The 26936-nt window shown below is 71.5% G+C and carries 18 protein-coding genes; 9 read left to right on the forward strand and 9 right to left on the reverse strand.

Annotation, left to right across the window (positions count from 1 at the left end; genetic code table 11):
* The first annotated feature begins 1155 nt into the window (after positions 1-1155).
* Together ACSBPG_RS18980 and ACSBPG_RS18985 are read left to right on the forward strand one after the other, a co-directional pair.
* Positions 1156-1842, forward strand: coding sequence for a DUF1796 family putative cysteine peptidase (locus ACSBPG_RS18980; protein WP_435538812.1), 687 nt, complete (start codon positions 1156-1158; stop codon positions 1840-1842).
* On the forward strand, positions 1842-3017 hold the full coding sequence (locus ACSBPG_RS18985; RefSeq protein WP_435538766.1) for a glycosyltransferase: 1176 nt from the start codon (positions 1842-1844) through the stop codon (positions 3015-3017). Before ACSBPG_RS18980 ends, ACSBPG_RS18985 begins: the two co-directional genes overlap by 1 nt.
* Positions 3018-3066: 49 nt before the next feature.
* Here the strand turns inward: ACSBPG_RS18985 and ACSBPG_RS18990 are convergent, their stop codons facing one another.
* The 6 genes from ACSBPG_RS18990 to ACSBPG_RS19015 all read right to left on the reverse strand — a co-directional run bounded on the left by ACSBPG_RS18990 (position 3067) and on the right by ACSBPG_RS19015 (position 11300).
* Positions 3067-4119, reverse strand: coding sequence for a rhamnan synthesis F family protein (locus ACSBPG_RS18990; RefSeq protein ID WP_435538767.1), 1053 nt, complete (start codon positions 4117-4119; stop codon positions 3067-3069).
* 14 nt (positions 4120-4133) lie between these two features.
* Positions 4134-5852 (reverse strand): class I SAM-dependent methyltransferase, encoded by a 1719-nt coding sequence (locus tag ACSBPG_RS18995; protein WP_435538768.1) that lies wholly within the window; start codon positions 5850-5852, stop codon positions 4134-4136.
* A gap of 392 nt (positions 5853-6244) precedes the next feature.
* Positions 6245-7060: an ABC transporter permease gene (locus ACSBPG_RS19000; RefSeq protein ID WP_435538769.1), complete on the reverse strand. Its 816-nt coding sequence runs from the start codon at positions 7058-7060 to the stop codon at positions 6245-6247.
* Positions 7061-7072: 12 nt separating this feature from the next.
* Positions 7073-9547: a glycosyltransferase gene (locus tag ACSBPG_RS19005; RefSeq protein ID WP_435538770.1), complete on the reverse strand. Its 2475-nt coding sequence runs from the start codon at positions 9545-9547 to the stop codon at positions 7073-7075.
* Complete coding sequence (locus ACSBPG_RS19010) at positions 9547-10497, reverse strand: NAD-dependent epimerase/dehydratase family protein (protein WP_435538771.1); 951 nt, start codon at positions 10495-10497, stop codon at positions 9547-9549. Before ACSBPG_RS19010 ends, ACSBPG_RS19005 begins: the two co-directional genes overlap by 1 nt.
* 11 nt (positions 10498-10508) lie before the next feature.
* A complete protein-coding gene (locus tag ACSBPG_RS19015) occupies positions 10509-11300 on the reverse strand; it encodes an ABC transporter ATP-binding protein (RefSeq protein WP_435538772.1) in 792 nt (263 codons plus the stop codon).
* Between the two features lie 259 nt (positions 11301-11559).
* On the opposite strand from ACSBPG_RS19015, the gene ACSBPG_RS19020 reads away from it, so the two are divergent.
* From ACSBPG_RS19020 to ACSBPG_RS19050, 7 genes are read left to right on the forward strand one after another with little or no spacing between them, the layout of a single operon-like run.
* Positions 11560-12414: a dTDP-4-dehydrorhamnose reductase family protein gene (locus ACSBPG_RS19020; RefSeq protein WP_435538773.1), complete on the forward strand. Its 855-nt coding sequence runs from the start codon at positions 11560-11562 to the stop codon at positions 12412-12414.
* Positions 12405-13469 carry a polysaccharide biosynthesis protein gene (locus ACSBPG_RS19025; protein ID WP_435538774.1) on the forward strand — a complete coding sequence of 355 codons (1065 nt, stop codon included), beginning with the start codon at positions 12405-12407 and terminating at the stop codon, positions 13467-13469. The genes ACSBPG_RS19020 and ACSBPG_RS19025 overlap by 10 nt, the downstream gene beginning before the upstream one ends.
* Entirely contained in the window at positions 13466-14593 is a 1128-nt protein-coding gene (wecB, locus tag ACSBPG_RS19030) for a non-hydrolyzing UDP-N-acetylglucosamine 2-epimerase (protein WP_435538775.1), read from the forward strand. The genes ACSBPG_RS19025 and wecB overlap by 4 nt, the downstream gene beginning before the upstream one ends.
* A gap of 55 nt (positions 14594-14648) precedes the next feature.
* Positions 14649-17150 carry a glycosyltransferase gene (locus ACSBPG_RS19035; RefSeq protein ID WP_435538776.1) on the forward strand — a complete coding sequence of 834 codons (2502 nt, stop codon included), beginning with the start codon at positions 14649-14651 and terminating at the stop codon, positions 17148-17150.
* 9 nt (positions 17151-17159) lie between these two features.
* The gene (locus ACSBPG_RS19040) at positions 17160-19406 is read left to right on the forward strand and encodes a peptidase domain-containing ABC transporter (protein WP_435538777.1); all 2247 of its coding nucleotides are present in this window, start codon (positions 17160-17162) and stop codon (positions 19404-19406) included.
* Positions 19399-20724, forward strand: a complete 1326-nt coding sequence (locus tag ACSBPG_RS19045) for an HlyD family type I secretion periplasmic adaptor subunit (protein ID WP_435538778.1) — start codon at positions 19399-19401, stop codon at positions 20722-20724. The genes ACSBPG_RS19040 and ACSBPG_RS19045 overlap by 8 nt, the downstream gene beginning before the upstream one ends.
* Complete coding sequence (locus tag ACSBPG_RS19050) at positions 20714-22420, forward strand: SEL1-like repeat protein (protein ID WP_435538779.1); 1707 nt, start codon at positions 20714-20716, stop codon at positions 22418-22420. The genes ACSBPG_RS19045 and ACSBPG_RS19050 overlap by 11 nt, the downstream gene beginning before the upstream one ends.
* A 110-nt stretch (positions 22421-22530) precedes the next feature.
* Here ACSBPG_RS19050 and ACSBPG_RS19055 read toward each other — a convergent pair whose 3' ends face one another.
* The 3 genes from ACSBPG_RS19055 to ACSBPG_RS19065 are packed head-to-tail and all read right to left on the reverse strand — an operon-like array spanning position 22531 to position 26900.
* Positions 22531-25155: a glycosyltransferase gene (locus ACSBPG_RS19055; RefSeq protein ID WP_435538780.1), complete on the reverse strand. Its 2625-nt coding sequence runs from the start codon at positions 25153-25155 to the stop codon at positions 22531-22533.
* Between the two features lie 48 nt (positions 25156-25203).
* Positions 25204-26457 (reverse strand): glycosyltransferase, encoded by a 1254-nt coding sequence (locus ACSBPG_RS19060; RefSeq protein ID WP_435538781.1) that lies wholly within the window; start codon positions 26455-26457, stop codon positions 25204-25206.
* Positions 26454-26900: a hypothetical protein gene (locus tag ACSBPG_RS19065; RefSeq protein ID WP_435538782.1), complete on the reverse strand. Its 447-nt coding sequence runs from the start codon at positions 26898-26900 to the stop codon at positions 26454-26456. Before ACSBPG_RS19065 ends, ACSBPG_RS19060 begins: the two co-directional genes overlap by 4 nt.
* Positions 26901-26936: the final 36 nt, after the last annotated feature.

Consider the following 26936-nt stretch of genomic DNA (forward strand, 5'->3'; position numbering starts at 1 on the left):
CGGTCCACGCTCGCCGCCCCGGCGGCGCCATCCCTTCGGCAGACTTGCCGGCCATCCGATCCGTTGCTCCAATGTTCGTGATGGAAATATTTAGAACAAGAAAGATCATCGCGGGCGCCTGTCGTCGAGGCAGCGAGATTTTTTTAGTGAAGCAAGAAATTACTAACAGAGTATTTAGAGAGTGGAATGGTCGGTAACTGCAGTTTGCATTCGGATTTGCAGTCGACCGCGCGCGCTTTGCGGGCGCGACCGTTGGCGCAATGGGCATCGGGGGAATGGGGCATGGGGCCGTGTCGCGATGGGGCCGGGACCGGGAGGCCGATGTCCCGGCGGAGGCGGCTGATGCCGGGCCGCGCCGGAGGCTCGCGATCGCCAATTCGCTGGTCCCTTTCGGGATGACGTTTCCGACCCGGCCGGTCGGCGCCGGATGGGCCATCGCCGGCATCGAGCCGACGCTGTCGTGGACCTCCGCGAGGTTGCCGACGGCGACCTCCAGCCGCGCCAAGGATGGCGTCGGGACGGCTCACCGGCCTGCGTTCACGCACGAATGGCGCGTCGACGTCGTAACCGGCGGCGCCAGACCCAGGTGTGATGCCGCAGGGCAAGATGACAGCGACGACGCACCGGGCCGCTCCCAGGGTCGGGGAGGCGGTGCGTTGCAGCCCTGGGCCACAGGTCCGGGCTACAGCGCCGCGCCTCCCGCACGAAGCACGGGGGAACGCGATCCAAAATGTTGATTCCGAAGCGAAATCTGGAGAGATGGACGACGGGTGGACCCCACAACCAAATCCGGTAACATATTGGTCTCGTTCGCTTTACGCTTCGTGATCGTCAACGTGTGGTGGGTCTGTGGTGTAGGCAGGGGCGAGCAGAACGGGCTTACGTTCGAACGAGCCAAGCTGACACAGTGCGCCCCCCGCTGCAAACCACATTGCCTCAGAGAATTTCGGGTCGGTTCACCACAAACTGACCGCCAAAAAACCTGTTTATACTCCGCCGCGGCGCGGCAGAACGTCTGACTCGGCACGTGGAAGGCCACCGGCGCGCCGCTCCGTCGGATCGTCGTGTACACCGGCCTGAACATCTTCTACGGTGCTCGTCGCGCGGTCTGGCCAACGCCAATTTTCTTCGGAGCTCAAATTGCGGTTGAGCGATGTGCAACGTCCCTATGATCTGTTCGTAAGCCTGGGAAGTGCCTGCGATCCGGCGGCGTACTTGCGGAATCATCACCTCCGACGGTTCAGCATGCCGCTGGACTGGGTGTACGCGGGAAACCTTGGCGACGTGGCGCGGCTGCTGAGAAACCGCTTCTCCGGGTTCATGGACCGCGCGACGCTGCGCCCGGTCGACGGATTCGCGACCCATTTCGACGAAGAAGCCTTCGAAGACGGACGTACGAGCGAACACAGTTCCTATTTCATCGAGGACACAACCTACAACATATTGTCCGTGCACGATTTTCCTGTGGTGGACGGCCAGCCTTGGGACGAGACGTACCCGGCGTTCAAGGACAGGCTCGAACGCCGCACGAGCCGGCTGTTGACGGCGTTCGCGGAAGCCTCGTCGATTCTGCTGGTGCGCTGGAGCGGCGATGTCTCCGCTGCCGTCGACGCCCGCTCGGCCGTCTCCCTCAGCACGGCCGGACAGGTCGACGTGCTGCTGCTCCAACCCTCCGACGACGCGCCGGATGTGCGGGACCGCGAAGACGACACGGCCGGCGTCTGCTGCGTCGAGGTGCCGAACCGGCCCGGCGATCCGGAGATCTGGCAGCGGGTGCTTCAGGGAATGTCGCTGCGGCCGGCCCCGACGGAGCGGTGGGCCGACAGCCGGACGGACATCTGATGCGCATCCTTTGCATTGCCGTCTACCGCAGCAACCATTGCGACCGCCACGTGAACCTGCTGGCGCGCCATGGCCACGACGTCCACCTGGCCGTCTTGTGCGGTGGCGCGGACGAGGTGCCGCTGCACGCCGGTGTCACTGTGCACGCCGGGGCGGCGGGGCGTCCGCCCGAAGCGGATGGCCCCGTCGCGGCGGACGGGGGGCTGGCCGACCCGGCCATGCTGGAGGTCGCCAAACGGGCGATGTTCAACCGCGATGCCGGGGAGGCCGCCGCGTGGCTCGCCGGCGTCATCGACACGCTGCGGCCCGACGTGCTGCACAGCTTTTCCCTCCATCAGACGAGCTTCCTGACGCTCGCCGCCCGGCAGCTCTGCCGTCAGCCCTTTCCCCCCTGGATCGTCAGCAACTGGGGCTGCGACATCCATTTCTTCGGCCGCGAACCCGACTATCGCGCCGCCATAGAGGAGACCTTGCGGGTGGCCGACGGCTACTTCGCGGAATGCGCGCGCGATGTGGCCCTGGCGCGTCGCCACGGATTCCGCGGCGCCACCTTGGCGGTGCAGCCCATTGGCGGCGGATTCGATCTGGAGTGGTTCCAGGCGCTGCGCAGCCCGGGAGCGACGTCGCGGCGGCGCCTGGTGATGGTGAAGGGCTACCAGTCGTCGGTCGGCCGCGCCGACACGGCGCTGGAAGCGTTGCGCCGGGTCGGCACCGCGCTGTCCGAATACCGCGTTGCGGTCTACGCGCGCAGCCCGTCCTTGTCCGACGCGCTCGACGCCTTCGAGCGCGAAACCGGGGTTCCGGTGGTCAGGCTGCCGTATCTCTCCTTTTCCGACCTGATGCGTCTGCACGGCATGGCGCGCTGTTCCGTCGGGGTCAGCCTGAGCGACGGCATCTGCACCTCGGCCATGGAGGCGGTGCTGATGGGAAGCCTGCCGATCCAGTCGGACACGAGTTGCCTGACGGAATGGACCGGCAGCCGATCCGTGCTCACCGCGCCGGCGGAGGATGTCGACGCCCTGGCGGATGCCGTGCGGCGCGCCGTCACCGACGACAGTCTGGTGGACGGAGCCGTCGCCCGCAATGACGCGGTGTTGCGGGAGCGGCTGTCCGAAGCGGTCGTCAACCCCAGGATACTCGCGATGTACGAGCGTGCCGCCGCCATTCGGCGCTGACCGAGGCGGCGTACCGTGGCGCCGCGACGGGCACCGCCCGGCCCAGCCCCTACACGCTCCGGTTCTTCAGCGAGCGTTCCAGATGCCGCAGGATGAGATCGGGATCGTAGGCACTGTTCTGCCGGACGAGAAGCTCCCAATGGCCAAGAAACGGGATGCGCACGGGGTTTTTGTGCAGCAGGTCCCGCTTGATGAAAGGGAACTCCATGTTCGCGATCATCACGTCCCAGAAATAGTGGCTGCCGTTCAGAGGGATGCCGGACAGAAGGCAGGAGAGCACGCGCCCCAGATACGCCTTGCGCGCGTGGTCCAGATTGTCGTCATCGAGAAGCCGCTGGTCGAGCACCGTATCGGTGATGCGGGTGGCGATCTCGCGGTAGCGGAACAGGGCGCGGCAGCGGAATCCGCCGCGCTGCAGATGCCGCGTCAGGCCCACCTCGTACCGGCGCACCGCCCAGGTCTTGGACTGGACGCACCGCACCGTCCGCCAGAACGCGGCGAAGCTCTCCGACGCCAGCGCCTTGTGGTGGAGGAGGAGGAAATAGCTCTGGAGATGGAAACTGATCTCCCAGCTGTCGGTGGCGCCCCAGACATCGGCGACGCCGCTGTCCATCTTCTCGATCATGCGGCCGAGATCGTGGATCGGGCCGTAGACGCTGTCGTTGGCGAGGATCAGTGCGTCGAGCGACCGCAAATCGGGAATGGCCGCGATCCCGTCCTTGTACGCGGCGAAATCCAAGCCGACGTTGTCGCGAACGAGGATCAGGGCGCACAGGCTCTTGAGCCGCTCGAGGTCCGGCAGCCGGATCGCCCGTGAATTGCTGACGAGGACGATCCGGAACCCCGCGTCGACGATCGACCTGAGGTAATAGAACACATAGTCGTCCACAACGCCGTGGCGGTCATAGTGAACGAACACGGCGACCCGCCGCGCCTCCTTCAGGCCGGCCGCGCCGGCATGGCGGGCGACGACGTGGCTGCTGGAGCGGAAGAAGCTGGACCAGTACAGTGCATAGGATGCGGCGATCCGCATCCAGGTCAGCACGCGAAAGACCGCCTGGCTGAGAAACCTGACGACATTCACACCGAGCGGAATCTGCATTCTGGCGACTTTGTTCAGGCGAGGTGATGGGCTTGGGCGAGGGCGCGCATCTTGTCCTCGACCGACCGAGGCAGGGGCGGCAGGTCGTCCCGGCCCGACAGGCGTGCCAGTTCCGAAGCCGCCGACGAGGCTTGGCGGGCGTCGCCCGCCAGCACCCAGGCGAGGGCCTGGTGGTACAGCGACTCCCAGACCAACGCGCCACCGCCGTCGCGTCCGCTCCGGACGAGCCCGCGGCAGATCCGGTGGGCGCGGGCGAACTCCGCGGCCGCTCGCGCATACGAGCGGTGCGCGTTCAGCCCGAGGATGCCGCGGACGAAGCTCACCAAGGCGTCGGTCAGGCCGCACATCTCCTCCGGCACCGTCACGACGGCGGCCGACATTCGCGTCGCGTGCTCGTACTGGCCGCGGTTGACCAGCGTAACCAGCACCTCGCCGGCGGTTTCGTGGACGAGGTCGGGCGGAACGGGCTCGTCGAGCAGCGGTCCGCGCGACCGGCCGAACGCTTCCGCCAGCTCCACCGCCTCCGCCGGGGCGGTCCAGGCGGCGAGCCGGACCAGGTTGGACCGCGCCCGCCACACCAGGTGATCGGTTTCGCCGTCGTCGCTGCCGATCCGGCGCAGCAGCGCCCGGAGGCGCTCCCCCGTCCGCGCCGCCGCTGCGAAGCACGCGCGCGCCGCCGCGAGATCGCCGGCGTGCTGCCACGCCAGAATGCCGAGGTGGTAGGCCGCGCTTGCCGCGCAGAACGGCACCTCGCGGTGGAGGGCGGCGAGGCCGTCGGGCAGCGGCGATCCCTCAGGTGCCAGCGTCGCCGGGTCGGCCGGGTCGGATGGCCAGCCCCGTTGCCAGGCCTCCCGCAGATCGGCGGCGGCGACGGCCGCGTCGGCGTAGGCGCCGGCATTGACGAGTTCCTTGACGTGGCGCGCCCGCAGGCCGATGCCGAGGGGCGTGGCGCCATCGACCTCGGCGCACCGTTTCGCCAGGTAGGATCGGAAGAGCCCTCGGTCGAGCGGGCGTTGGAGCCTCGGCGTTCCTCCGGCACTGGCGACGAGCGTCGACCCGCGTTCGGTCACCGTCACGGCGTCGAAGCCCGCACGGCGCAGCACCAGCTCGAGACCGCGCGGGCTGTACAGGATGACGTGATAGCCGGGGCTGAGCACGGGAAGGAGCACGCCCGGCGGCGTGTCGGGGCGCACCGCCTCCACGCTGGGCGTGGTCAGGAGCAGCGTGCCGTCCGCGGCCAGGGCGGCGCGCAGCGTGGCGAGAAAGGCATCGGGGTCGCCGATGTGCTCGATCACCTCGGAACAGAGGATCAGGTCCGGGCGCTCGGCGTCGGGCAGGGCGTCGCTCAGGTACTCCGACCGGATGTCCAGGCCGAGCAGATCACGCCCGGCGCGGGCGTTGCCACCGGGATCGATTCCGCACACCCGCCAGCCGTACGCCACCCGCGCGAAATCGAGCGAGAAGCCGAACCCGCACCCGATCTCCAGGTAGCGCGCGACCGTCGTCGGATCGACCGCGGCCAGGGGCGCCACCATGACGTCGATGCCGGCGCCCTGTTCGAGATAGAACGCCAGGGCGGTCGGGTCGGCGGCGTCGACCGCGTACTCCACCGCGGGGGCATCGGCGAAATAGCCGGTGCCGCAGGCCGGGCAGCGGCGCAGCGACAGCGGTCGGTCCGCGGGGCCCGCCGCCACGTCCAGCACATGGTGCTTGGGCGTATCGTCCTTGCACACGGGACAGAGGTCCGGCCCGGTTGGGCCGTTGTGCCAATTGATGTCCATCACCGCGTTCCGAAGTCCAGGCACAACCTAAGGTTAAAGCAGACTGCCCCCAAAGAGGATCGAAAAGGAGGTAATCAATGCAACTAACATTCTAATGGCAAGGTGCCGGACGATACAATGGCAGAATGCTATGGCGCGGCGCGCTCGCGTCGTTGTCGGAGGGGCATCGCGCAAGGTCGTTCTGCCCGGCTTGCGGGAATGAATTTGGTCGACGACCAGAATAACCGGCCCTGCGCCATGGGCGCTTCCGACACGGTGCCCGAAGTCTGGGTGACCGCGGCGTGCATTTGTCATACGACCACCCCGGGAGCCAGACGAAATACCCGACCGACATCCATAAATCCCTACAGCCAGTAGGCGATTTTGCCGCGCAGGCGGACGTACACGGCGAAGGTCACCGCGCTGCCGAGAACCGCGGCTCCCACGGTCACGCTCCAGTTCAAGGCGCTCGGTGCGGCGCCGAGGAGCGGCGCACGGCAGGTTTCGAGAACGTGGTACAGTGGATTGGCGGTGATCAGGTGGCGCTTCTGGCCCAGCGTCTCCGGCTTCCACATGATCGGGGTGACCAGGAAGAACAGCTGCAGCAGGTTGGTCATGATTGGGGGAATGTCGCGGAAGCGTGTGCAGGCCGCCGCGAGGAGAAGGCTCATCCAGGCGATGTTGACCAGCAGCAGCGCCATGCCCGGAACGAACAGCAGGGCAACGGAGCCTGGCCAATTCCCGAACAGCGCCATGACCGCGATGAACACGACGATGTTGTGGAAGAAGACGATGATGTTGCGCCACATCGAGCGGAGGATGTAGGCGAAGTAGGGGATCTTCACCTGTTTGATCGTGTGCTCGGCACCGAGAAAGGCCGTGCAGCCGTCGGTCAGCGACGACGACACCAGCGACCACACGGCAAGGCTGATGCAGAGATAGCCGAGGTAGTCCCGGACGCTGATGTTGAAGAGGCTGCCGTAGACCAGTGCCAGGCTTCCGGCGAGAATGGCGGTGCTCAACGTCAGCCAGAGCGGGCCGAGCAGCGAGCGCCGGTAGCGGTTGCGGACATCCTGCCAGGCCATGGCGCCCCACAGGCGCCAACAGCCGATCCCGTCCACGAGGTCGTCCCAGGCGAGACGCCGGTGGCTCGAACGGTGGGAGTCGAATTCGACGAGCATTGGCGGTCCTGGTCAGGCTGCGGGCCGGGGCGCGTCGCCCTGACGGCCCCCGGCGGCCGCAGCGGGCGCGAAGGTCGGCGCGAGGTAGGCGTCGATCGACAGGGGCCGCGGCGATGGCGCCGCTGCGCCGGAGCTGTGCGGCGGCGGTCGCTCGTCGGAGGCGGCCACGCCGTCGGCGTGAAGCGCAAGGAAGCGGCTTAGCCACGCCTCGGCCGGGCTGTCCGCCGGCAGCAGCCAGGTGTGGGGCCGGCCCCCGCACTGGCGTGCCACCACGGGCAGGTCGGTGGTGACCAGCGGAAGGCCGAGATCCATGGCGAAGCAAAGCTCCGCCGTCCACGCGTCGGCGCGGCGGAAGGGCAGCCAGGCGGCGTGCGGGGCCACCGCGGCCACCGCCTCGATCAGGGGGGCGGTGCCGCCCGGCTCGGGGATGACGACCCGGTTGCCGGCCCCGTCCTTCCGCTGCGTCATCGAGGCGATGCCGCCGAACAGGTGAAAGCGGATGGGCAAGCCGCGTTCGGCGACGGCATCGGCCACCTCGGCGATCGCCCGGGCGTCCTGCCCGTCGCCGGCGTCGCCGAGCAGCAGAACCCGCAAGGTCTCGCCGGTCCAAACGCGCGGCCGGAAGGTATGCCGCGCCGCCGTCCCCCAATGGCCGTGGGCTTCGGCACGCACCGCCCCGGCCATGCCATTGACCCGGTCGGCGATGTCGGGCGAGAAGGCGATCACCCGCTGCGCGCGCCGCAGGTGGAACGGCGGCGCGGCGGCGGACGGCGGCGGGACGAGCTGGGTCACGTCGAACGGAAGGGCGAGTGTGGCAAGAACCGTTTCGGCCACGACCCCCAGTCGCACGGTGGCCAGGACGTCGACCCGTGTGACGCCGACCCCGGCCACGAGGGCCCGCAGCGCATCCGCCTCGTGCGGAAGGGCCAGCGTGAGGCCGGGGTGCTTGCCGGTGTGCCCCGCGCTGATGCGCAGGCGCTTGTCGCCGTCGGCGCGCGCCACCACGCACCGCACCCGGCCGTCGATCCGGGCGGCGAGCCGGTCGAGATGGATGCGCCCGCGGACGCTGTCGGCATCGACCAGCAGCAGCAGGGCCGGGCCGCGACCGGCCCACGCCCGGACGGCGGCGGCGACCGCGTCGTCGTCGCCGTGGTTCTCGTCGTGGCCGACGGCCGGCCCGTCGTCGACCGGCATCGGCGCCCCGTGGGCGCCCGCCGGCGTGCGGAGGTGGAGGCGGCCCCAGTCGACGGCGCCGTCGGGATCGACGGCGCCCGCCAGCGCGGGAAGCGCACTCCAGCGCATCAGCAGGCCGCCCAACGGCCAGTCGCCGCCGGGCCGGGCCGGGGGCAGCACCATGTCCGCGCTGCCTCCGACCACGTTTGCCATGGCCTGGTGCAGGGTGTCGAGGCAGGGCGTGCCGTCGCCGGCGACCCAGAGCACCGCATCCGATGGATCGGGCGGCGTCACGCCGGCCGGCATCGGCCACCCGCGCCACGTCCCGGCGCCGCGCAGCTCCGCCAAGCGGGCAATCTGATCCCTTGCCCGTTCGGCGCGGGACAAGGTGTGGACGTCGACGTGGGGCGAGAGCCCGGCGAGACGCGTGCGCAGGTCGGCGGCCCGCGCCGGCCCGTCCGGCCCGTCGGGGATCACCGCGGTGATCCGCACGTCGCGCAAACGCATGGCGATGCGGAAGTCGACGTACGCCAGCGCGGCCGGATAGACGGCCATGTTGGCGCGCAGCCGCGACAGGAAGGCCAGTTCGCTGCCCTCGTAGGCACACATCGTCGCCGCGGGTGTGCGGTCGAGCAACTCGGCATAGAGGCGCCCAGCCTCATCGAGGTGGGCATGCTGGCGCGAGCCCTGCCCGGGGTGGATACGCTGGCGCACGCCGACCCCGGGGCAGTGGAGGAACGGAACCTCCCGGGCCATGCGGTACCAGAGTTCGTAGTCCTGGGTCGTCGGCAGGTCCGGACGGAAGGTGCCGACGCGGCGGAACAGATGCCGGGGAACGAGCAGCGTGCAGCCGTTGATCAACCCCCGGAACACGGCGTCGAGCGGCCGGGCGACGAGGTTCCATCCGGCCAGGGAATGGGTGTGCAAGGCGTTGCCGCCGGCATCCATCAAGGCGAAATCGCCGATGACGATGCAGGGCCCGCCGAACGACCGCATGGCCTCCACCTGGCGTTCGATCTTGTCGGGCATGTAGAGGTCGTCGTGGCTGAGCCAGCTGAACAACTGGCCCCGCATGGCGTCGATGCCGCGGTTGAGGGCGGTGGCGACGCCGCCGTTCGCCTTGCGTATGCACCGTATGCGCTCGCCATAGCCGCGGACCACCGCGTCCGTCGCGCCATCGTCGTCCGAACCGTCGTCGATCACGAGGATCTCGACGGCCGGATAGGTCTGGGCCAACGCGCTGTCGATCGCCGCGGCCAGGTAATCGGCCCCGTTGTAGACGGGAATGACGATGCTCACCAGCGGGCGTTCCATCAGCCCGCCCCGCCGCCGTGCAGATCGGAGCGCCGCCCGCGCCACCACGCGACGGTCCGGCGCAGACCGTCGTCGAGCGTCACCCGCGGCGCCCACCCGAGAAGCGACCGGGCCAGGCCGCAGTCGAGGCAGAACCGGTCGCCATCGCCGACCGGAACCTCCGGCGCGTCCTGCTCGCGTCCGCACAGGCTCAGGATCCGTCCCGCGAGCTCGGCGATGGAGACCGCCGTGCCCGAACCGATGTTGAGGGTGCGTCCCGCCGCCTGCGGCAGCCGAGCGGCCAACACCAGGGCGTCGACCACGTCGTCGGCGAAAACGAAATCGCGGCGCGGCCGCAACGACCGCACCGCAACCTCGGCGTCGACGAGCGATTGCCGCACGATGGTGGGAATGATGGTGTCGGCCGTCTGTCGGGGGCCGTAGATGTTGGCGGGCCGGACGATGGTGACCGCCGGCCCGTGCGCGGCCTCGTAGGCCCGCGCCAGCGCTTCCGCCGCGACCTTCGTTGCCGCATACGCCGACCGCGGCGCGAGCGGGGCGTCCTCCGGCACGGGCAGGCGGTCGGTATACCCGTAGACGTGGCTCGACGACACCAGGACGATCCGGGCGGCACCCCCGCGCCGGGCCGCCTCGAGAGTGTTCAGCGTGCCGACAATGTTGGTGATAATCGCGGCGCCGATCCTCTGCGGATCGTGGTCGGCCGCGGGAAGGGCGGCGAGGTGATAGATGGTGTGCACCCCGTCCACGGCGCGGCCGATGCTCTCGGCGTCGTCGAGGTCGACCACCCACCGCTCGATCAGCGGCGAGGCGGGCAGCGGCGCGTCGGCGCGACGGACCAGGCAGCGGGTCCGGTGCCCCAGCGCCACCAGACGCTCCACCAGATGGGACCCCAGGAATCCTGCGGCTCCGGTGACCAGGACGGTGTCGGCGGGAGCCGCCGCTCCGGCCATCTTGGCCGCCGTCATCGCGCGGCACGTCGCGGGTGCGCCGCGGCGCCATCGGGCGTCCCGCCGTTCCACGCGGCGTAGCGTTCGAGAACGTCGTCGACCGGACCGAACGCGACGGCCTGGCCATGATCGAGCCAGAGGGCCTTGTTGCACATCCCCCGCTGCACCGTCTCCAGATGCGAGGCGACGACGAATATGCGCGTGCGACCGACGAACGACTGGGCACGCTGCTGGGCGCGCTCCACGAAGCGCGCGTCGCCGACGCCGATCCACTCGTCCATCAGCAGGATTTCCGGGTCGAAGGCGGTGGCGGTGGCAAACGCCAGGCGAAGCTTCATCCCTTCCGAATAGGTCCGCATCGGCCGGTCGATGTGGTCGCCGAGCTCGGCGAACTCCACGATTTCCCCGATCCGGCGGTCGACGTCCGCCGGCGGCACGCCGAGATACGCGGCGCGGATGCGTACGTTGTCGAATCCCGTGGAGTCCCAGTCGAGGCCGAACCCGACGTCGAACAGCGACGTCGCGCGACCGGCGATCCGCACGCGCCCGCGCTGGGGCTCGTAGATCCGCGCCATCACGCGCAGCAGTGTGGTCTTGCCGGCACCGTTGCCGCCCACCAGGGCCAGGCGGTCGCCATCGCTCAGGTTCAATGAAAGGTTGTCCAACGCCCGGACGGGGACGCTGCGGGCGCCGGTGCGCCCGATGGGCGAGCCGATCATGCGCAGCACGGTCCGCCGCAGGGACTGCGCACCGTGCTGCTGCACGGTGAACGTCACGCTGACGTTGTCCAGGCGGATGTGTGCCATCGTCGGCTCGGCTCTTGTGCGGAAAACGGTTGCTACCATGGCGATTGGCTGGTGGTGCCGGCCGTCGCTGGGCAACCTCTTCCATAGCACAGTTTTCCAACGTGGTGCTATACGGCGCAGGAGGCGGTGCAACACCGCATTTACCGGGGGATCATACCCGAAAATCCCTAGAAAAAATCGGTATGTCTCGCGGTTGTTACTTATGGTATTGCGTCGTTCTCGGCTAGGATGGCGGCATGTCACTAGAGGCGCAGATCAGATGGATGTGTTGGTGCTGGGTGGGGATGGGATGCTCGGCCATCGGTTGGTGCTGCACTTGGCGCGGCGTCTCGGAGTATCCTACACGGTGCGCGAACACGCAGCCCATGAGAGACTTCCCTCTGAAGGATGCAACCCCGGGGTGGACATCCGGAGCCTCGGCGCGGTGGCAGGCGTTCTGGCGACCGTGCGGCCGGCGGTGGTCGTCAACTGCGCCGGCCTTGTGAAGCAGCGGCCGTCGGGACAGGCGGTTGTCGACGCCGCCGCCACCAACAGCATCGCCCCGCATCAGATCGCCGGACTGTGCCGCCTCGCCGGCGCCCGCTTCATCCACATCAGCACGGACTGCGTGTTCTCCGGGCGGCGCGGCCGATACACCGAGGACGACGCGCCGGACCCCGTGGACACCTACGGCATGACCAAGCTGCTGGGCGAGGTGACGGGGCCGCACTGCCTGACGTTGCGCACCTCGATCGTCGGCCGCGAGCTGAAGACCAAGCTCAGTCTTCTCGAGTGGTTCCTGGCGCAGCGGGCCGCGGTCAACGGGTATCCCAACGCCATCTTTTCGGGCGTGACCTCGGTCGAGCTGGCGCGGGTCATCGAGCGGCTCATCCTCGACCACCCCGACGCCTCCGGCCTCTATCATGTGTCGGCCGATCCCATCGGCAAATTCGAGCTGCTGCAGCTGTTCGCCCGCTACTACGATCACCCCATCCCCGTCCTGTGCGACGAATCCGTGGTCATCGATCGATCCCTGGATTCGACCCGGTTTCGCCGTACGTTCGCCTACCAACCGCCCGCATGGCATGAAATGTTGGCGGTCGCCCGCGACGAGGAGCAGGACCTATGGGGCTGACGGGCAAGGCCGTGCTGATCACGGGCGGGACGGGCTCCCTGGGGAAGACCCTGGTCGACCGGATGCTCGCAGGGGGGGCGGGGCTTCCCCGCAAGGTGATCGTGTTCTCCCGCGACGAGGCCAAGCAGCACGAGATGCGGCTGCGCTACTTCGGCGCCCGCCCGCCGGGCGACCCGGCAACGGCCAAGGCGGCCATCGGCAGGCTGGAGTTCCGGATCGGCGACGTGCGCGATCTGCACAGCATCGCGGCCGCCATGCGCGACGTCGACATCGTCGTCAACACGGCCGCGCTCAAGCAGGTCCCGAGCTGCGAGTACTTTCCGTCGGAAGCGATCGCCACGAACGTCGGCGGGGCCGAGAACATCATCCGCGCCATCCGCGACCTGGGCTGCCGCGTCGAGACGGTGGTCGCCGTCTCCACCGACAAGGCGGTCAAGCCCGTCAACGTGATGGGCATGACCAAATCGATGCAGGAGCGCCTGTTCATCGCGGCCAACCTCGGATGCCCGGCCACCCGGTTCGTCGTCGTGCGCTACGGCAACGTCCTGGCCTCGCGCGGGTCCGTCATTCCGCTGTTCCACCAGCAGATCCGCGACGGCGGCCCGGTGAGCATCACCAGCACGGACATGACGCGGTTCCTGCTCAGCCTCGACGACGCGGTGGACGTGGTCTTCGCCGCGCTCGCCGACGCCCGGCCGGGCGAGATCTACGTGCCACGCGTGCCTTCGGCCCGGGTGGTCGACATCGCCCAGCAGCTCATCGACGGGCGGCCGATCCCGACGGAGCTCATCGGCGTGCGCCCGGGGGAGAAGATCCACGAGATCCTGGTGTCCGAAGAGGAGGGGCATCGCGCGTACCGGCACGAGAACGGATACATCGCCGTGCGCCCCATGCTTCCCGAACTGTGCGACGACGGCGCGCCGGCGGCGGCGGCGTCCGGCGAATACAGCTCCGCCGACGGGGTGATGACGCCGGCCGAGGTGCGTGCTCTTCTGATCCGCCGCAACCTCCTCGTCGAGACCGCCCCGGAATTCGAACGCGAGCTTCTGCGATGAAGATCCTCACGCTGCTGGGCACCCGCCCGGAGATCATCCGTCTCAGCCTCATCATCGAGAAGCTGGACCGCCTGTGCGACCATGTCGTGGTGCACACCGGGCAGAATTTCGACGCGGCGCTCAGCGACGTGTTCTTCGCCGAACTCGGCGTGCGGGCACCCGACGTGTTCCTCGGCGTGCGCGGGACGTCGGCGGCCGACCAGATCGCGCAGATCCTGGTCGGCTGCGAGAGGGTCTTCGCCGAGCGGCGGCCCGACCGTCTGCTCATCCTGGGCGACACCAACTCCGCGCTCGGCGCCATCGTCGCCAAGCGGATGGGCATCCCGGTCATCCACATGGAGGCGGGCAACCGCTGCTTCGACGACCGGGTGCCCGAAGAGACCAACCGGCGCATCATCGACCACAGCAGCGACATCCTGCTGCCCTACACCGAGCACAGCCGGCGCCATCTTCTGCGCGAAGGCATCGCGGACCGCCGGATCTTCGTCACGGGCAACCCGATCACCGAGGTGATCGAGCGCTGGCGGCCGCGCATCGCCGAGGCGCCGGTGCTGGCGACGCTCGGCTTGGAACCGCGGCGCTACCTCCTCGTCACCATGCACCGCGCGGAGAACGTCGACAGCGAGGAGAGGCTGCGCATCCTGGTGGAGTCCGTCGTCGCGCTGCAGGCGCGCCTGGGCGTGCCGGCGATCGTCAGCACCCACCCGCGCACCCGGGCCCGCATGGAGGCCTGCGGCCTGGCGCCCGACGCGGGGGACGTCCGCTTCCTCTCCCCGTTCGGCTTCGTCGACTTCGTGGCCCTGGAGGGCAACGCCCTGTGCGTCCTGAGCGACAGCGGCACCGTCCAGGAGGAGTGCGCGATCCTGGGCACCCCGAACGTCACCATCCGCGACACCACGGAGCGGCCGGAAACCGTCGACTGCGGCAGCAACATGATCAGCGGGGTGAGCCGCGACGGCATCCTCGCCGCCGCCCATGTCGCGCTGACCCTGGAGCCGGACTGGCAGGCACCGGAGCTCTACCGGAAGACCAACGTCAGCGGCACGGTCGCGCGGATCGTGCTCGGCCACCACGACGGCCTTCCGGGCCCGCGGCCGGCCGGAGCCGCCCCGTCGCCGCGATGATCCACCTGTGCGCACCGTGCCCCCGTCGGCCGGCGCGGCGACTTCCGGCGGGCCCATGACACAGCCGCAACCGTGCGTGTCGGTCGTCATCCCCGTCTACAACGGCGCCGCGTTCCTGGCGGAGGCGATCGACAGCGTCCTGGCCCAGACCCACGGCGCGGTGGAGCTGATCGTCGTCGACGACGGCTCCACCGACGGCGGGGCGACGGCGGCGATCGCCGCCGCCTTCGGCGACCGCATCCGCTATTTTTGGCAGCCGAACGCCGGGGTGGCGGCGGCGCTCAACCGCGGCATCGCCGAAATGCGCGGCGAGGCGTTCAGCTGGCTGAGCCACGACGACCTGTACAAGCCCGAGAAGATCGCGGTGCAGGTCGCGGCTTGGCAGCGCTTCGGACGGACCTGCGTGGTCTGCGGCGACTACGAGATCATCGACGAGACGGGCGCCCCGCAGGGCGTCGTCTCGGCCGGCGATTGCGATCTGCTGGCGCGCCCCCTCGACGGCGTCTACACCGGCGTCCTCAATGGCTGCGCCATGCTCATCCCCCGCGAGGTGTTCGAGCGGGTCGGCACGTTCGCCACCGGCCTGCCGGTCACCCAGGATTACGAGCTGTGGTTCCGCATGGCCCGGGCCGTCCCGTTCGTCCGCAGCCCCGGCGTCCTGGTCAGTTACCGCAGCCATCCCGCACAGGGGTCGCGCCGGCGCAGCCACGCCGACCAGACCTCCCGCCTGTTCGCCCACCTGGTCGACCAGACCACCGACGCGGAGATGGCGGCCTACGACGGCTCGCCGCTGCGCTTCCTGCTGCGGGTGAAGAGGCACTGGCAGGCCCTCGACGGGCTGGCGGACTTCCTCTCGGGGCGCGCGGCCCCGCTGCTGGAGCACGAGGCCGTCGCCGCGGTGCTGTTCGCGCCCGGCGCCGCCTCGTTCCGCACGGCGACGGATGCGCTGCTGGCCGCCCGACCGCGGCCCCACGCCGTCGTCCACATCGCCTTCCGCCCGGCGGTGCCGCTGGACGGCGCGGAGTGGGCGACCCTGGTCGAGCAGGCGGCGGTGGCGGCCAGCCAGCCGGTGCTGGCGTTCCACGCCGCCGAGGACGGCGGCGCGCCGGCCCTCCTGCGGGCCGGGCTGGAGGAGCTGGTGCGGAGCGGGGCCGCCGTGGTGCGCCCCGGCGATCACGCCCGCAGGCTGTCCCTGCTGGACGGTCTGGTGATGCGGCGCGCCGCCGTTCCCGCCGTGTGCGCGGCGTTGCGCGCCGGCGACCTCGCCCTGTCCGGCCTCGCCGGCGGGGACTACACCCCTCCTGCGGGTGCCGGCGCCGCGGTCGCCGCGGCGCTAAGGGGCATCGGCGCGTCGCGCTTCGACCGGATGGACCGGCACGACGCCGTCGCGGTCACTCGCACCCTTCTCGGCGGCACCCTGCCGGTCGTTCTGGTGGTCGGTTCGTTCGGCAACCCGGACCGCGCCGTCGACGCCCGCGCCCTGGCCGCCGCCGTGGCCGGCCGGGCGGCCTGCCTGTTCCTGCAGTCGCAGGGCGGCGGCCACGTCACCCTGTCGGCGGTGCCCTGCGAGGACGGCCGGGGGCTCCGCTTCGACCTTCCCGCCCGGTTCGACGGGCTGGTCGAGGTGCTGCGGGAGGTCGGCGTCGTCCGCGCCGACGTGCGCGACGCGGCCGGCTTCGAGGACGTCGTCGAGGCGCTGCTCGACGCCCTCGGCGTTCCCTACGACGTCACCCTCGCCGACTACGGACTGGTGGCCGGCGACCGCAATCTGTGCGACCGCGACGGCCGCTACGTGGGGCCGGGGGGCGGCATGGCCCGGGCGCTGCTGCCCCGTCTGCTCCGCACGGCCGGCCGGGTCATCGCCGGCTCCCACGCGCTGGCGCAGACGGTGGCGGCGATGCACCCCCACCTGGCGGTGCACCCCGCCCCGCCGGTGCCGCGCCCGGCGTCGCGCACCCGGCACGTCTTCGTGCCGCGCCTCGACGGCGGGGACCGGCTGCGCGTGGCGGTCGTCGGGCCGGTGGGCCGGCGGGAAGGGCGGGACGTGGTGCTGGCGGTGGCCCGCACGGTCCGCGACCGCGGGCTGCCCGTGCAGATCCACGTCCTCGGCGACCTGGTGATCCCGGCGGCGGAGTGGCGGGCCTACGGCGACGCCCTGGTGCCGCACGGGACGGTCGAGGACGACCACCTGGGCGAGACCCTGATCGGGCTTGCCCCGCACCTCGCCTGGTGCCCCGTCCAGGCGCCCGAGGTCGGCCTCCACGCCCTGGATCGCATCCAGGACTTCAGCTATCCGCTGGCCGCGTCGGCCATCGGCTCCCTGCCCGAGCGCTGCGCGGGGCGTGCGGCCACCTGGCTGCTGCCGTGGGACAGCCCGGCGGACGCCTGGATCTCGCTGTTCCTGACGCTCCACGCGTCAGGCCTGCGCGACCCGCCGGCCCGGGTGCCGCCGGCGGCGCCCGGGTTCTATCCCGACGCATATCTTGAGCCGGTGACGGGGGGGCGGCCAACGCGGCCCGGCCAGAGCGATCCCGCACCTTCATTCAGCCGAGCCTGAGGCGAATCCATGGCAGACGTCAGCGCCGACCCCACCCTGTGCCCGGAGACCGACGAGGACGTCAAGCGTTCGGTCCTGGTCGCGCTGCAGCTCGTCGCGCGCGAGCACGGGATCGATCTCTCGCCGGCCCAGATCGAACGGGACAACGCGCTCGAGTCCACCGACCTGTCGACGGCCAAGCTGGTCCGCATCGCCAACGAGAACGGCCTGGTCGCCCGCGCCACCCGGCTCACCTGGCGCCAGCTCGCCCGGGTCAACCAGGCGGTGCCGATCCTTTTGAGGCTGCGCAACGGCAGCGCGGTGGTGCTGGTGAAGCACCAGCCCGGCGACGCCGGGCGCGGCGACACCGTCCTCCTGCGCAGCCCGCACCAACCGGACGACACCTGCATCACCGTGGACGAGGCGCGGCTGGCCGCCGCCTGGGACGGCGAGGCGGTCTTCGTCAAGCGCCGCCACAAGCTGGACCTGGACGATCGGCCCTTCGGCTTCCCCTGGCTGTTCCTGCAGATCTACCGGGATCGCACCATCTTCCGGTCGGTGTTCATCGCCGCCATGATGATGAGCATCTTCGCCATCGTTCCGCCCTTCCTGTACCTGATGGTCGTCGACCGCGTGCTGGTGTACCAGCGGGTGTCGACGCTGGAGGTGCTCGTCGGCGGCGTCTTCGTCCTCGTCCTGTTCGACACGCTCTTCGGGTTCTTTCGCCGCGAGCTTCTTGCGGTCGGCACGGCGCGCGTCGACGCGCGCATCAACACGGCCGTGTTCAACCGTCTCGTGCGCCTGCCGATGGACTTCTTCGAGCAGACGCCGACCGGCATGATCAACTACAAGATCAACGAGATCTGGCGCGTCCGCACCTTCATCACCGAGCAACTGTTCGGCGTCCTGCTGGACCTCATGACGCTCCTGGTGATCATCCCCGCCATGTTCTTCCTGAGCCCCAGCCTGACGGCCATCGTGCTGGGGATCGGCGCGCTGATGTGCCTGGTGGTGGTGCTCTATTTCCGCCCGCTCGGCATGGCCCAGCAGAGGGTCATCGCGGCGGAGGTGGAGAAGGGCAGTTTCCTCATCGAGGTGCTGCACGGCATGCGCACCGTGAAGTCCCTGGCGCTGGAGGGGCGCAAGCAGCGGGGCTGGGACGTCCGGGTCGCCGAGGCCGTGCGCGCCAAGACCGCCTTCATGAGGCTGGGCAACCAGCCGCAGACCATCCTGCAGCCGCTGGAGAAGCTGATCTACACCGGCGTGCTGATGATCGGCGCCCACATGGCCATCACCGAGCAGTCGACCATCCTGGCCGGCACGCTGGTGGCCTTCTCCATGCTGGCGTCGCGCGCGACCGCGCCGCTGGTGCAGATCGTCGCCCTGCTGCAGCAGATCGAGGAGGTCCGCGGCGCCATGGCGGAGGTGGCGTCGGTGGTCAACCGCCGCCCCGAGCAGGTCGCCGGTGCCGGCGTGCGCCCCTCCATCGCCGGCGCCATCAGCCTGAGCGACGTGCGCTTCCGCTATCCCGGGGCCGTGCCGTTCGCGCTGGACGGCGTCTCGCTGACCATCGAATCCGGCAGCCTGGTGGGGATCATGGGGCGCAGCGGTTCCGGCAAGACGACGATCACCCGGCTGCTGCAGGGCCTGCACCAGTCCTACGACGGGCTGATCAAGCTCAACGGCATCGACCTGCGCCAGTTCGACCTCAACCATCTGCGGTCCAACCTGGGGGTCGTGCTCCAGGACAACTTCCTGTTCCGCGGCACGATCCGTGACAACATCCGCATCGCGCGGCCCAGCGCCACCTTCGACGAGGTGGTGGAGGCGGCGCGCCTCAGCGGTGCGGAGGAGTTCATCGACCGGCTGCCGCGCGGCTACGACACCCCGATCGAGGAGGGCGGCACCAACATGTCCGGCGGCCAGCGCCAGCGCCTGGCCATCGCGCGCGCCCTGATCGGCAACCCGGCCCTGCTGATCTTCGACGAGGCGACCAGCGCCCTCGACCCCGACAGCGAGGCCATCATCAACAACAACCTGCGGCGCATCGCCCGCGGCCGCACGGTCATCGTCATCTCCCACCGCCTGGCCTCGCTCATCGAATGCGACCAGATCGTCGTGCTGGAGCAGGGCAGGGTGCACGCCTCCGGCCGCCACGACGACCTGTTGAAGAGCTGCGACATCTACCGCCACCTGTGGCTCCAGCAGAACCGTCACCTCGTCGCCGACACCGCCGGCCACGGCGGCGGCCATCCGGTCAAGGTGCTCCATGGCTAAGTCGCATTCCGAACAGACGATCGGCGATTTCCAGTCGGAGACGGCCGAGATCACCGGCGGCTCCGACCCGCTGGCGGCGCGGCTGACCGTGCTCGCCCTGGCGGTGCTGCTGATCGGCCTGATCGCGCTGGCCAGCGTCGCCACCCTGGAGCGCGTCGTGGTGGCCCGCGGGCAGGTGGTGTCGCAGAGCGCGGCGCTGAGCCTGCAACCGCTGGAGACCTCCATCGTCCGCGACATCCGGGTGAGGGAGGGGCAGGTCGTCCACAAGGGCGAGCTCCTGGCCTCCCTCGATCCCACCTTCTCGGCGGCCGACGTGGCCCAGTTCGAGCGGCAGCGGTCGAGCCTGGACGCCGAGATCGAGCGGCTGGAGATGGAGCTCCAGGACAAGGAGTACCGGGCGACCGAGGGGAACCCGGACTCCGTGCTGCAGGCCGCCATCTGGAAGGCGCGCAAGTCGGAGTACGGCTCGCGCATGATGAGCCTGAGCCAGAAGCAGGACGTGGCGCGCGCCACCCTGCACCAGAGCCGTGCCGACGTGGAGCACTACAAGCGGCGCCTGCAGCTCCTGACCGCGGTGGAGGACATGCGCCAGGAGCTGGAGCAGAACAAGGTGGGCAGCCGCCTCAACTCCCTGCTCGCCAGCGACGCCCGGGTCGAGGCCTCGCGCAACCTGGCGGCCAGCGAGTCCAGCGTGCTGACCGCGACCCACGACCTGGAGGCGCTGAAGGCCGAGGAGGACGTCTACATCCAGCAGTGGCGCTCGCAGCTCATCCGCCAGCTGGCGGACAAGAAGGTGGAGCGCGACCGCATCAACGAGGAGCTGATCAAGGCGATCAAGCGGCGCGAGCTGGTGGAGATGCGCGCCGCCGAGGACGCCGTCGTGCTCGACGTGGCGCCGCTCTCCGTCGGTTCGGTGGTGCAGACGGCGGACAAGATCATGACCCTGGTCCCGCTCAACACCAAGCTGCAGGTCGAGGCCAACATCGACGCCCGCGACCAGGGCTTCGTCAAGCCGGGCGACACCGTCCAGCTGAAGTTCGACGCGTACCGCTACGTGGAACACGGCATGGGCCGGGGCGAGGTCGCGACCATCAGCGAGGACTCCTTCACTCAGAAGGACGGCGTCCGCTCCTCGGAGCCGTTCTACCGCGCCCGCATCGACCTGGAGGACGTGAACCTGCGCAACGTGCCCAAGGATTTCCGGCTGGTGCCCGGCATGCCGGTGACCGCCGACATCGTCGTCGGCCGGCGGACCATCATGTCCTATCTGGTGGAGCGCGCGCTGGTCAGCTCCCAGGAAGGCCTGCGTGAGCCGTGACGGGCGCAGCGTCGGGGCGGGCCCGGCGACGGTGCCGCGGGTGGTGCGCCGGCTGCTGCGTCTGGCCGTCGACCGGCTGTGGCCCTTCGCGCCCGCCTGGCGTCACGCCCGCGGCCTGCGGCTGCACGCCAAGGGCAACCACCGCGCCGCGTTCCGCCAGTGGCGGGCCGCCGCCGCCGCCGGCCACGGCGACGCGCAGTACCGGCTGGGCCAGCTCTACGAGAGCGGCCAGGGGGCGATCGCCAGCGCCATCGACGCCCTGGCCTGGTACCGGCGGGCGGCCGAGCGCGGCCACGCCGCCGCCCAGGAGCGGCTGGCCATCCTGCACGCCGAGGGGCGGGTGGCGCCGGCCGGGCTGAACGACGGCGACCCGGCGCTGCGCTCCCTGTTTCCCGAGGGGCTGCGAATAGCACCGGACCGTGCGGAGTTCCTGCGCTGGTCGATGGCGGCGGCGGAGCAGGGGCGCCCGCTGGCCCAGGCGCTGGTCGGCAACCATTTCGCCTGCGCCGACCCGGCGGAGGCCGACTACGCCACCGCCGCGCACTGGTACCGCCGGGCCGCCGCGGTGGGCAACCCGCAGGGTCAGCTCGGCCTCGGCACCCTGCTGGCCGGCGGCTATCTGGGCGAGCCCGACTACGACGAGGCCTACGCCTGGTTCGAGAAGGCGGCGGACCAGGGCAACGCCACCGCCTGGGTCTACCTCGGCCGGCTCTGGTCGCACGGGCTGGGCCGGCCGGCGTCGGCCGAGCAGGCGGCGATCTGCTTCGGCAAGGCCGCCGTCCTCGGCAGCGTCGCCGGCCAGCGCCACCTCGGCCACTGCCTGCTGACCGGGACCGGCGTCCTGCCCAACCCCGTCCAGGGGGAGAGCTGGCTGCGCAAGGCGGCGCTCCAGGGCGACCCCGCCGCCATGATGATCCTGGCAGCCCACCACGAGCGCGGCCCGGCGGGCGGCCTGCCCAATGCCATGGAAGCCGCCCACTGGTACCGCGCCGCCGCCGAGGCCGGCGACGTCGTCGCCCAGCGCGTCTTCGGCCGGCTCTGCGTGACCGGCCGGGGGGTGGCGGCCGATCCCGTGGAAGCCTTGCGGTGGAGCCTGCGGGCGGCCGAGCAGGGCGACGTCGCGGCGCAGCTCGCCGTCGGCACCCATTATTCGACCGGCCATGGCGTGGAGCGCTCCGCCGAGCGGGCGCTGCACTGGTTCCGGGCGGCGGCGGCCCAGGGCAGCACCGACGCCCTGCACAACATGGGCGAGCTGTTCCTGTCCGGCGCCGACGGCCCGCCCGACCGGGACGCCGCGCTGGCCTGCTTCCGCGAGGCCGCCGAGGCCGGCAACGCCGCCGCCCAGTTCCGCCTGAGCGCGCTGCACGCCACCGGCGAGGCGACGGGCGAGCCGGATTATGGCGCGGCCGCGCGGTGGGCGCTGGCGGCGGCGCGGCAGGGGGTGGTCGGCGCCCAGGTCAACCTCGGCCGCTTCTACATGCAGGGGCTGGGGGTGGCGCGCGACGACGCCGAGGCGGAGCGCTGGCTGGCCGCGGGGCTGCAGGCCGGCGATGTCCGCGCGGCGACCGCGCTGGGGGAGCTCTACAGCGTGTACGGCGCCACCCCGCGCCTGGAGGACGCCCGCCGCCTGTTCGCCATGGCCGCCGCCGGCGGCGACGAGCGGGCGCGGGAGCTGCTGGAGCGGCTGGGAGGGTAGGGATGGGGCCCCCAAGGGGGCGCGCCTGATTTAGGCCAGAAGTGGATGCCGATGACCGGCCGCTTCTGGCGCATAGCGGACCTCTCCCTCTCCCCCTTCCCCCCAACCGCCTACCCCTCCGTCCGGTCGAGGCCGTTGAGGTGGAGGGGCAGGCGGGCCGCGCGCAGGGCGCGCTGCACGGCGCTGTCGGGGCTGGCGCCCTCGACCGTGGCGGCGCGCCGGCAGCGCAGGGCGGCGATCAGCGCCTGCAGCACCGCGGTGTCCTCGGGCAGGCGCAGGCGCAGGGTGCACGGGGCGGCGGGGTGGACGCTGCCCAGGCGGGCGGCCCCGTCGCCGTCGTCGGCGAGGATCAGCGCCGCCTCGTCCAGCGGCAGCACGCGCGATGCCGCCACCGCGGCGCGGCGCGACGCCTCCGACCGGCCGTCGACATGGATGAGCACCGGCACCGCCTCCTCCGGGTAGCCGCGGCGCAGCAACACCGGCCAGAGGTCGGCGTCGGCCTCGCGCCAGGGCAGGGGGCCGGAGCGGGCGTCGGCCTCGAAGGCCAGCATGCGGGCGAGCAGGGCCGGCCGCCGCTCCGCCGGCGCCTCCCGCAGGGCTTGGCGCACCGACGGGTGGTCGAGGAACGGCGCCGGCACCGCGCCGGCCGCCAAGCCGACGGTCAGGAAGTGCACCAGCGCCTCGGCGCTCGGCGGGGCACCGGCGAGATGGCGGGCGCTGTACCAGCCGAGGTCGAACCCGGGATGGGGCCGCCGCCCCTGCGCCGCGCCGTGGTCGAGGAAATGCAGCAGCGGGCAGAGGTTGTTCCGGGCGACCTCGGGATTCGCCGCCTGGTAGGAGCGGCCGTCGAACCAGGGGTTGGGGTCGCGCCCCTCGCGCCAGCCGTAGGTCAGGTAATGGGACAGCGGGTCGACGTTCGCCGCGGCGACGTCCGGGTGCTCCGCCCGGTACCAGTCGGCATCGACCAGCGCGGCCAGCCGCGCCTCCCGCACCCGCGCCCGGGCGATGAGCCGCCGCATCCGCTCCGCGCGCTGCCCGGCGGGGAGCGCCGCCAGCTCCTGCGCCGCCGCCGGGGTGTCCAGGACGGGGTCGGGAACGCAGCCCGCGGCCTCGCCCACGGTCAGGAAATGGTGCAGCGCCCGGGCCGTCGGGGTGTCGGCCCCGAGGTAGCGGCGCGAATACCAGGCGACGTCGAACTGCGGCGAGGGGCGCCGCCCCCGCGCCGCGCCGGCGACGATGAAATGGTCCAGCGGGCAGCGCCCGGCCTCCACGCAGTCGGGATTCTCGCGGACGTAATGGGTGGTCGAGAACCAGGCGTTGGGGTCCCGGCTCTCCCGCCAGCCGACGGTCCAGTAATGCTCGGTCGGGTCGATCCCGGCGGTCGCCACGTCCGGGTACTGCTCCCGGTACCACGCGTGGTCCACCAGGTGGCCGATGCCGGCCGCCGCCCCCGCCGTTGCCTCCGCCGGTCCGGTCGCGCCGGCCCCGCGCGGCGCCGGCAGCGCCCCCACCCGCCCCAGCCGGCGGAACGCCGTCCAGAAGCGGGCCTCGCCGTTGGCGAGCTCGGCGGCGGCGACCTCCAGCGGCGACCGGCGGAACAGGCAGCCGGTCACGGTCGAGCCGCCCTCGCCCGGGGGAAGGGGGGCGTCGTCGCCGCCGGCCAGGCAGGCGTCGAGGTTGAAGGCCTCCGCGTGCAGCACCAGCTCGGCGAGGCCGCCCGGCGGCGGCGGGGCCGCCCCGTCGATCAGCACCAGGCGGGAGGCCGTCGCCCGTGCCATCAGCTCGGCGGCGGCCGAGGCCATGCGGCGGCGGTCGGCGGCGATGGCGAGAACGGCGGCGCGGGGAACGCCCAGGCGGGAGGCGAGGCTCGCGTCCGGCGGGCGGCCGGCCCCGGCCAGCACGCCGACGGCGAGGTCGGCCGGCCCCAGCCGCTCGGCCGCCAGCCGCACCAGACGGTCGCGCGCCGCCGGCACCGGCCGCTCCAGCAGGCAGCGCCAGGCCCGGCCGAACGCGGTCAGCGCAAAGGAGGCCTGGGCGTGGATCGCCTCCGGCCCGGCGGAGTCGAGCAGGCGCTCCCAGATCCGTTCCAGCTCCGCCGTGGCGGGGCCGGCCGCCGCGGACCGCGGCGCGGCGCGGCGCAGCAGCGGCGCCTCGACCGCCCGGAAGGGATGGCGGGCGGCGAGCCGGACCGCCAGCTCCAGCTCATGAAGCTGCGCAAACCGCGGATCGACCGGGCCGACCGCGTCGAGCAGGCGGCGCGGCACCAGCAAGGTCGCCGGGTCGATGCCGCCCGCCAGGAGGCTCCACAGGGCCGAGCCGCCGACCGCGCCCAGCGGGCTGGTGCCGGTCACCCGGCCGTCGCCGTCCACGGCCTGGGTGCTGCAGCAGGCGACCGCCATCCCGCCGTCGGCCGCCAGGGCGGCATGCTGCGCCTCGAAGCGGCGCGGGGCGCAGGCGTCGCCGGGCGCCAGCCAGGCCACGTGGGTGCCCCGGCATTCGGCCAGGCCGAGGGCCAGCGGCGCGGCGGGGCCGGCCGTGTCGGGAACCGTGAGATGGCGGACCCGGTGGCGGTGGGCGGAAAGCCGGGCCTTCGCCGCCTCGGCCACCGACTCCGGCGTGACCACCACGACCTCGGGCGCGCCGAGGGTCTGGGCCTGCAGGCTGTCGACGGCCCGCGCCAGGTGCGACGGGTCGTCCAGCACCGGAATCACCACGGAAACGAGAACCTCGGGCATGGATCGGCAGTCTCGGCAGGGGTGGCAGGGTGGTCGGCGGGCGGCGGGTCAGGGATCGGCGAACACGGCTCCGGCGCCCTGGGCCAGCAGGGTGCGGTAGGCGTCGGCCATCGCCGCCCCGTTGACGGCGGCGTTCCACCGCGCCTCCACGGTGCGCCGGTTGACGGGCGCCGCGGTGTCGACGAGGTCGTCGTCGGTCATGGCGCGGACGATGGCGTCGGCCAGCCCGGCGACGTCGTGGGGCGAGACGAGGAGGCCCGTGCGGCCGCGGGCGACCCACTCGCACCCGCACGACGTGTCGCTCTGGATCGGCAGGGCGCCCATGGTCATGGCTTCCAGCAGCGTCGTGGAGATGCCGTCGGAGATGCTGAGGCCGACCACCGCCCGCGCCTGGCCGAGCCGGAGCATCGCCTCGGCGTGGGAGGGCAGGTAGGGGTCGCAGGCGACGTCGATGCCGTCCCACTCGGCCAGGCGCTCCGCCATCGCCGCGACGGCGGGCTCGGTCAGGGTGATGCGGACGCGGCTGCCCTTCAGGGCGGGGGCCGCCAGATGCAGCGCGTTGAGGACGTGCAGCGCCCGGCCGGCCCAGCCATGGTAGCCCTTGACCAGGATCTCGCGCCGGCGCGACGGCCGCGGCAGCTCCTCCAGCCGGGGCAGCCGGTCGAAGTCCATGCCGCCCGAGGCGGGAACCACCGGCAGGACGGGCCCGCGGTAGCCGAGGCTGCGGATGATGCCGACGTCGCGCCGGCACTCGGCCAGGTAGGCGTCGATCGCGCCGGCCACCGCGGCCAGGCGCGGCTGGTGGTCGGGCAGCTTGCGGTAGAGGTAGAGGTCGCTGCCCCAGTTCGACAGCAGCCAGAACGGGAAGTCCGGCCCCATCCACCGCTTGGTGGCGGCGCAGAGATAGCCGGCGTACTGCACCTCCATGGAATGCACCAGCGCCGGCCCCAGACGGCGGATGGCGGCGCCGAGATGGGCGGGCCGGACCAGGGCGTGCTCGGGCATCGAGGACGCGTGCCACGCCGCGTAGCCGATGGCCTCGTCGGTCCGCTCCACCTCCCGGCGGTCCACCGAGCGCAGGTCGAACACGCCGAGCTCGTCGTCGCCCAGCCGGTCGAGATCGGCGGCGTCGCGGACCAGGGGGCCCCGCAGCCCCTCCACCAGAGTCTCCCGGAACACGGGGACCAGCACGAAGCGCAGGCCGCGGCCGCGCAGCATGGTCAGCCAGCGCGCGGTGTGGACGCTGCCGCCCATGGCGACGACCAGGATCAGAGGGCCGGGGCGGGCGGGGGACGTCGTCATGTGGGGAGCGCATCGCGGAGATGGGCGGCGAACCGCCGGGGGTCGAAGGCCGCGTCCTCGAGCAGGACGACGGAGCGGGAGCACCAGGACGGGTCCGGAAATTGCACCGCCAGCAGCACGGGAACCGACAGTGCCGCCGCCTCGGCGAGCCGCATGTGCTCCGCCGAACGGAAGGCGATGCCGGCGTACAAGGACGCGTCGGCCAGGGACGGACCGTCGCGCGCACCGGCCGGCGGCACCACCTCGATCTCCACGCCGAGGTCCCAATGCAGCGCTTGGCAGGCCAGCGCCACGTTCTCGTCGGTCACGTCGAGGAAGCGGGGCCGGAACAGCGGCAGCCAGTCGGCGCACCAGTGCAGCGCGGACACCGTCAGAAGGGCCCGCCCGGTCACCGACTCGGTGCCGTCGAAGGCGATGACGGGGCGTTGGCTGGGGGCGAGCACGATGGGGCGGGCCTGCTGTGGCGGGGGAGGGCGAAC

It is taken from the genome of Azospirillum sp. ST 5-10 (assembly GCF_051225715.1).
In the GTDB taxonomy this organism is placed as follows: Bacteria; Pseudomonadota; Alphaproteobacteria; order Azospirillales; family Azospirillaceae; genus Azospirillum.

Bases quoted from the DNA above. Each gene is read 5' to 3' on its own strand.
- ACSBPG_RS18985 (WP_435538766.1), top strand. From the start codon at position 1,842: ATGCGCATCCTTTGCATTGCCGTCTACCGCAGCAACCATTGCGACCGC.
- ACSBPG_RS18990 (WP_435538767.1), bottom strand. From the start codon at position 4,119: ATGCAGATTCCGCTCGGTGTGAATGTCGTCAGGTTTCTCAGCCAGGCG.
- ACSBPG_RS19000 (WP_435538769.1), bottom strand. From the start codon at position 7,060: ATGCTCGTCGAATTCGACTCCCACCGTTCGAGCCACCGGCGTCTCGCC.
- ACSBPG_RS19005 (WP_435538770.1), bottom strand. From the start codon at position 9,547: ATGGAACGCCCGCTGGTGAGCATCGTCATTCCCGTCTACAACGGGGCC.
- ACSBPG_RS19010 (WP_435538771.1), bottom strand. From the start codon at position 10,497: ATGGCCGGAGCGGCGGCTCCCGCCGACACCGTCCTGGTCACCGGAGCC.
- ACSBPG_RS19015 (WP_435538772.1), bottom strand. From the start codon at position 11,300: ATGGCACACATCCGCCTGGACAACGTCAGCGTGACGTTCACCGTGCAG.
- ACSBPG_RS19020 (WP_435538773.1), top strand. From the start codon at position 11,560: ATGGATGTGTTGGTGCTGGGTGGGGATGGGATGCTCGGCCATCGGTTG.
- ACSBPG_RS19025 (WP_435538774.1), top strand. From the start codon at position 12,405: ATGGGGCTGACGGGCAAGGCCGTGCTGATCACGGGCGGGACGGGCTCC.
- wecB (WP_435538775.1), top strand. From the start codon at position 13,466: ATGAAGATCCTCACGCTGCTGGGCACCCGCCCGGAGATCATCCGTCTC.
- ACSBPG_RS19035 (WP_435538776.1), top strand. From the start codon at position 14,649: ATGACACAGCCGCAACCGTGCGTGTCGGTCGTCATCCCCGTCTACAAC.
- ACSBPG_RS19040 (WP_435538777.1), top strand. From the start codon at position 17,160: ATGGCAGACGTCAGCGCCGACCCCACCCTGTGCCCGGAGACCGACGAG.
- ACSBPG_RS19045 (WP_435538778.1), top strand. From the start codon at position 19,399: ATGGCTAAGTCGCATTCCGAACAGACGATCGGCGATTTCCAGTCGGAG.
- ACSBPG_RS19055 (WP_435538780.1), bottom strand. From the start codon at position 25,155: ATGCCCGAGGTTCTCGTTTCCGTGGTGATTCCGGTGCTGGACGACCCG.
- ACSBPG_RS19060 (WP_435538781.1), bottom strand. From the start codon at position 26,457: ATGACGACGTCCCCCGCCCGCCCCGGCCCTCTGATCCTGGTCGTCGCC.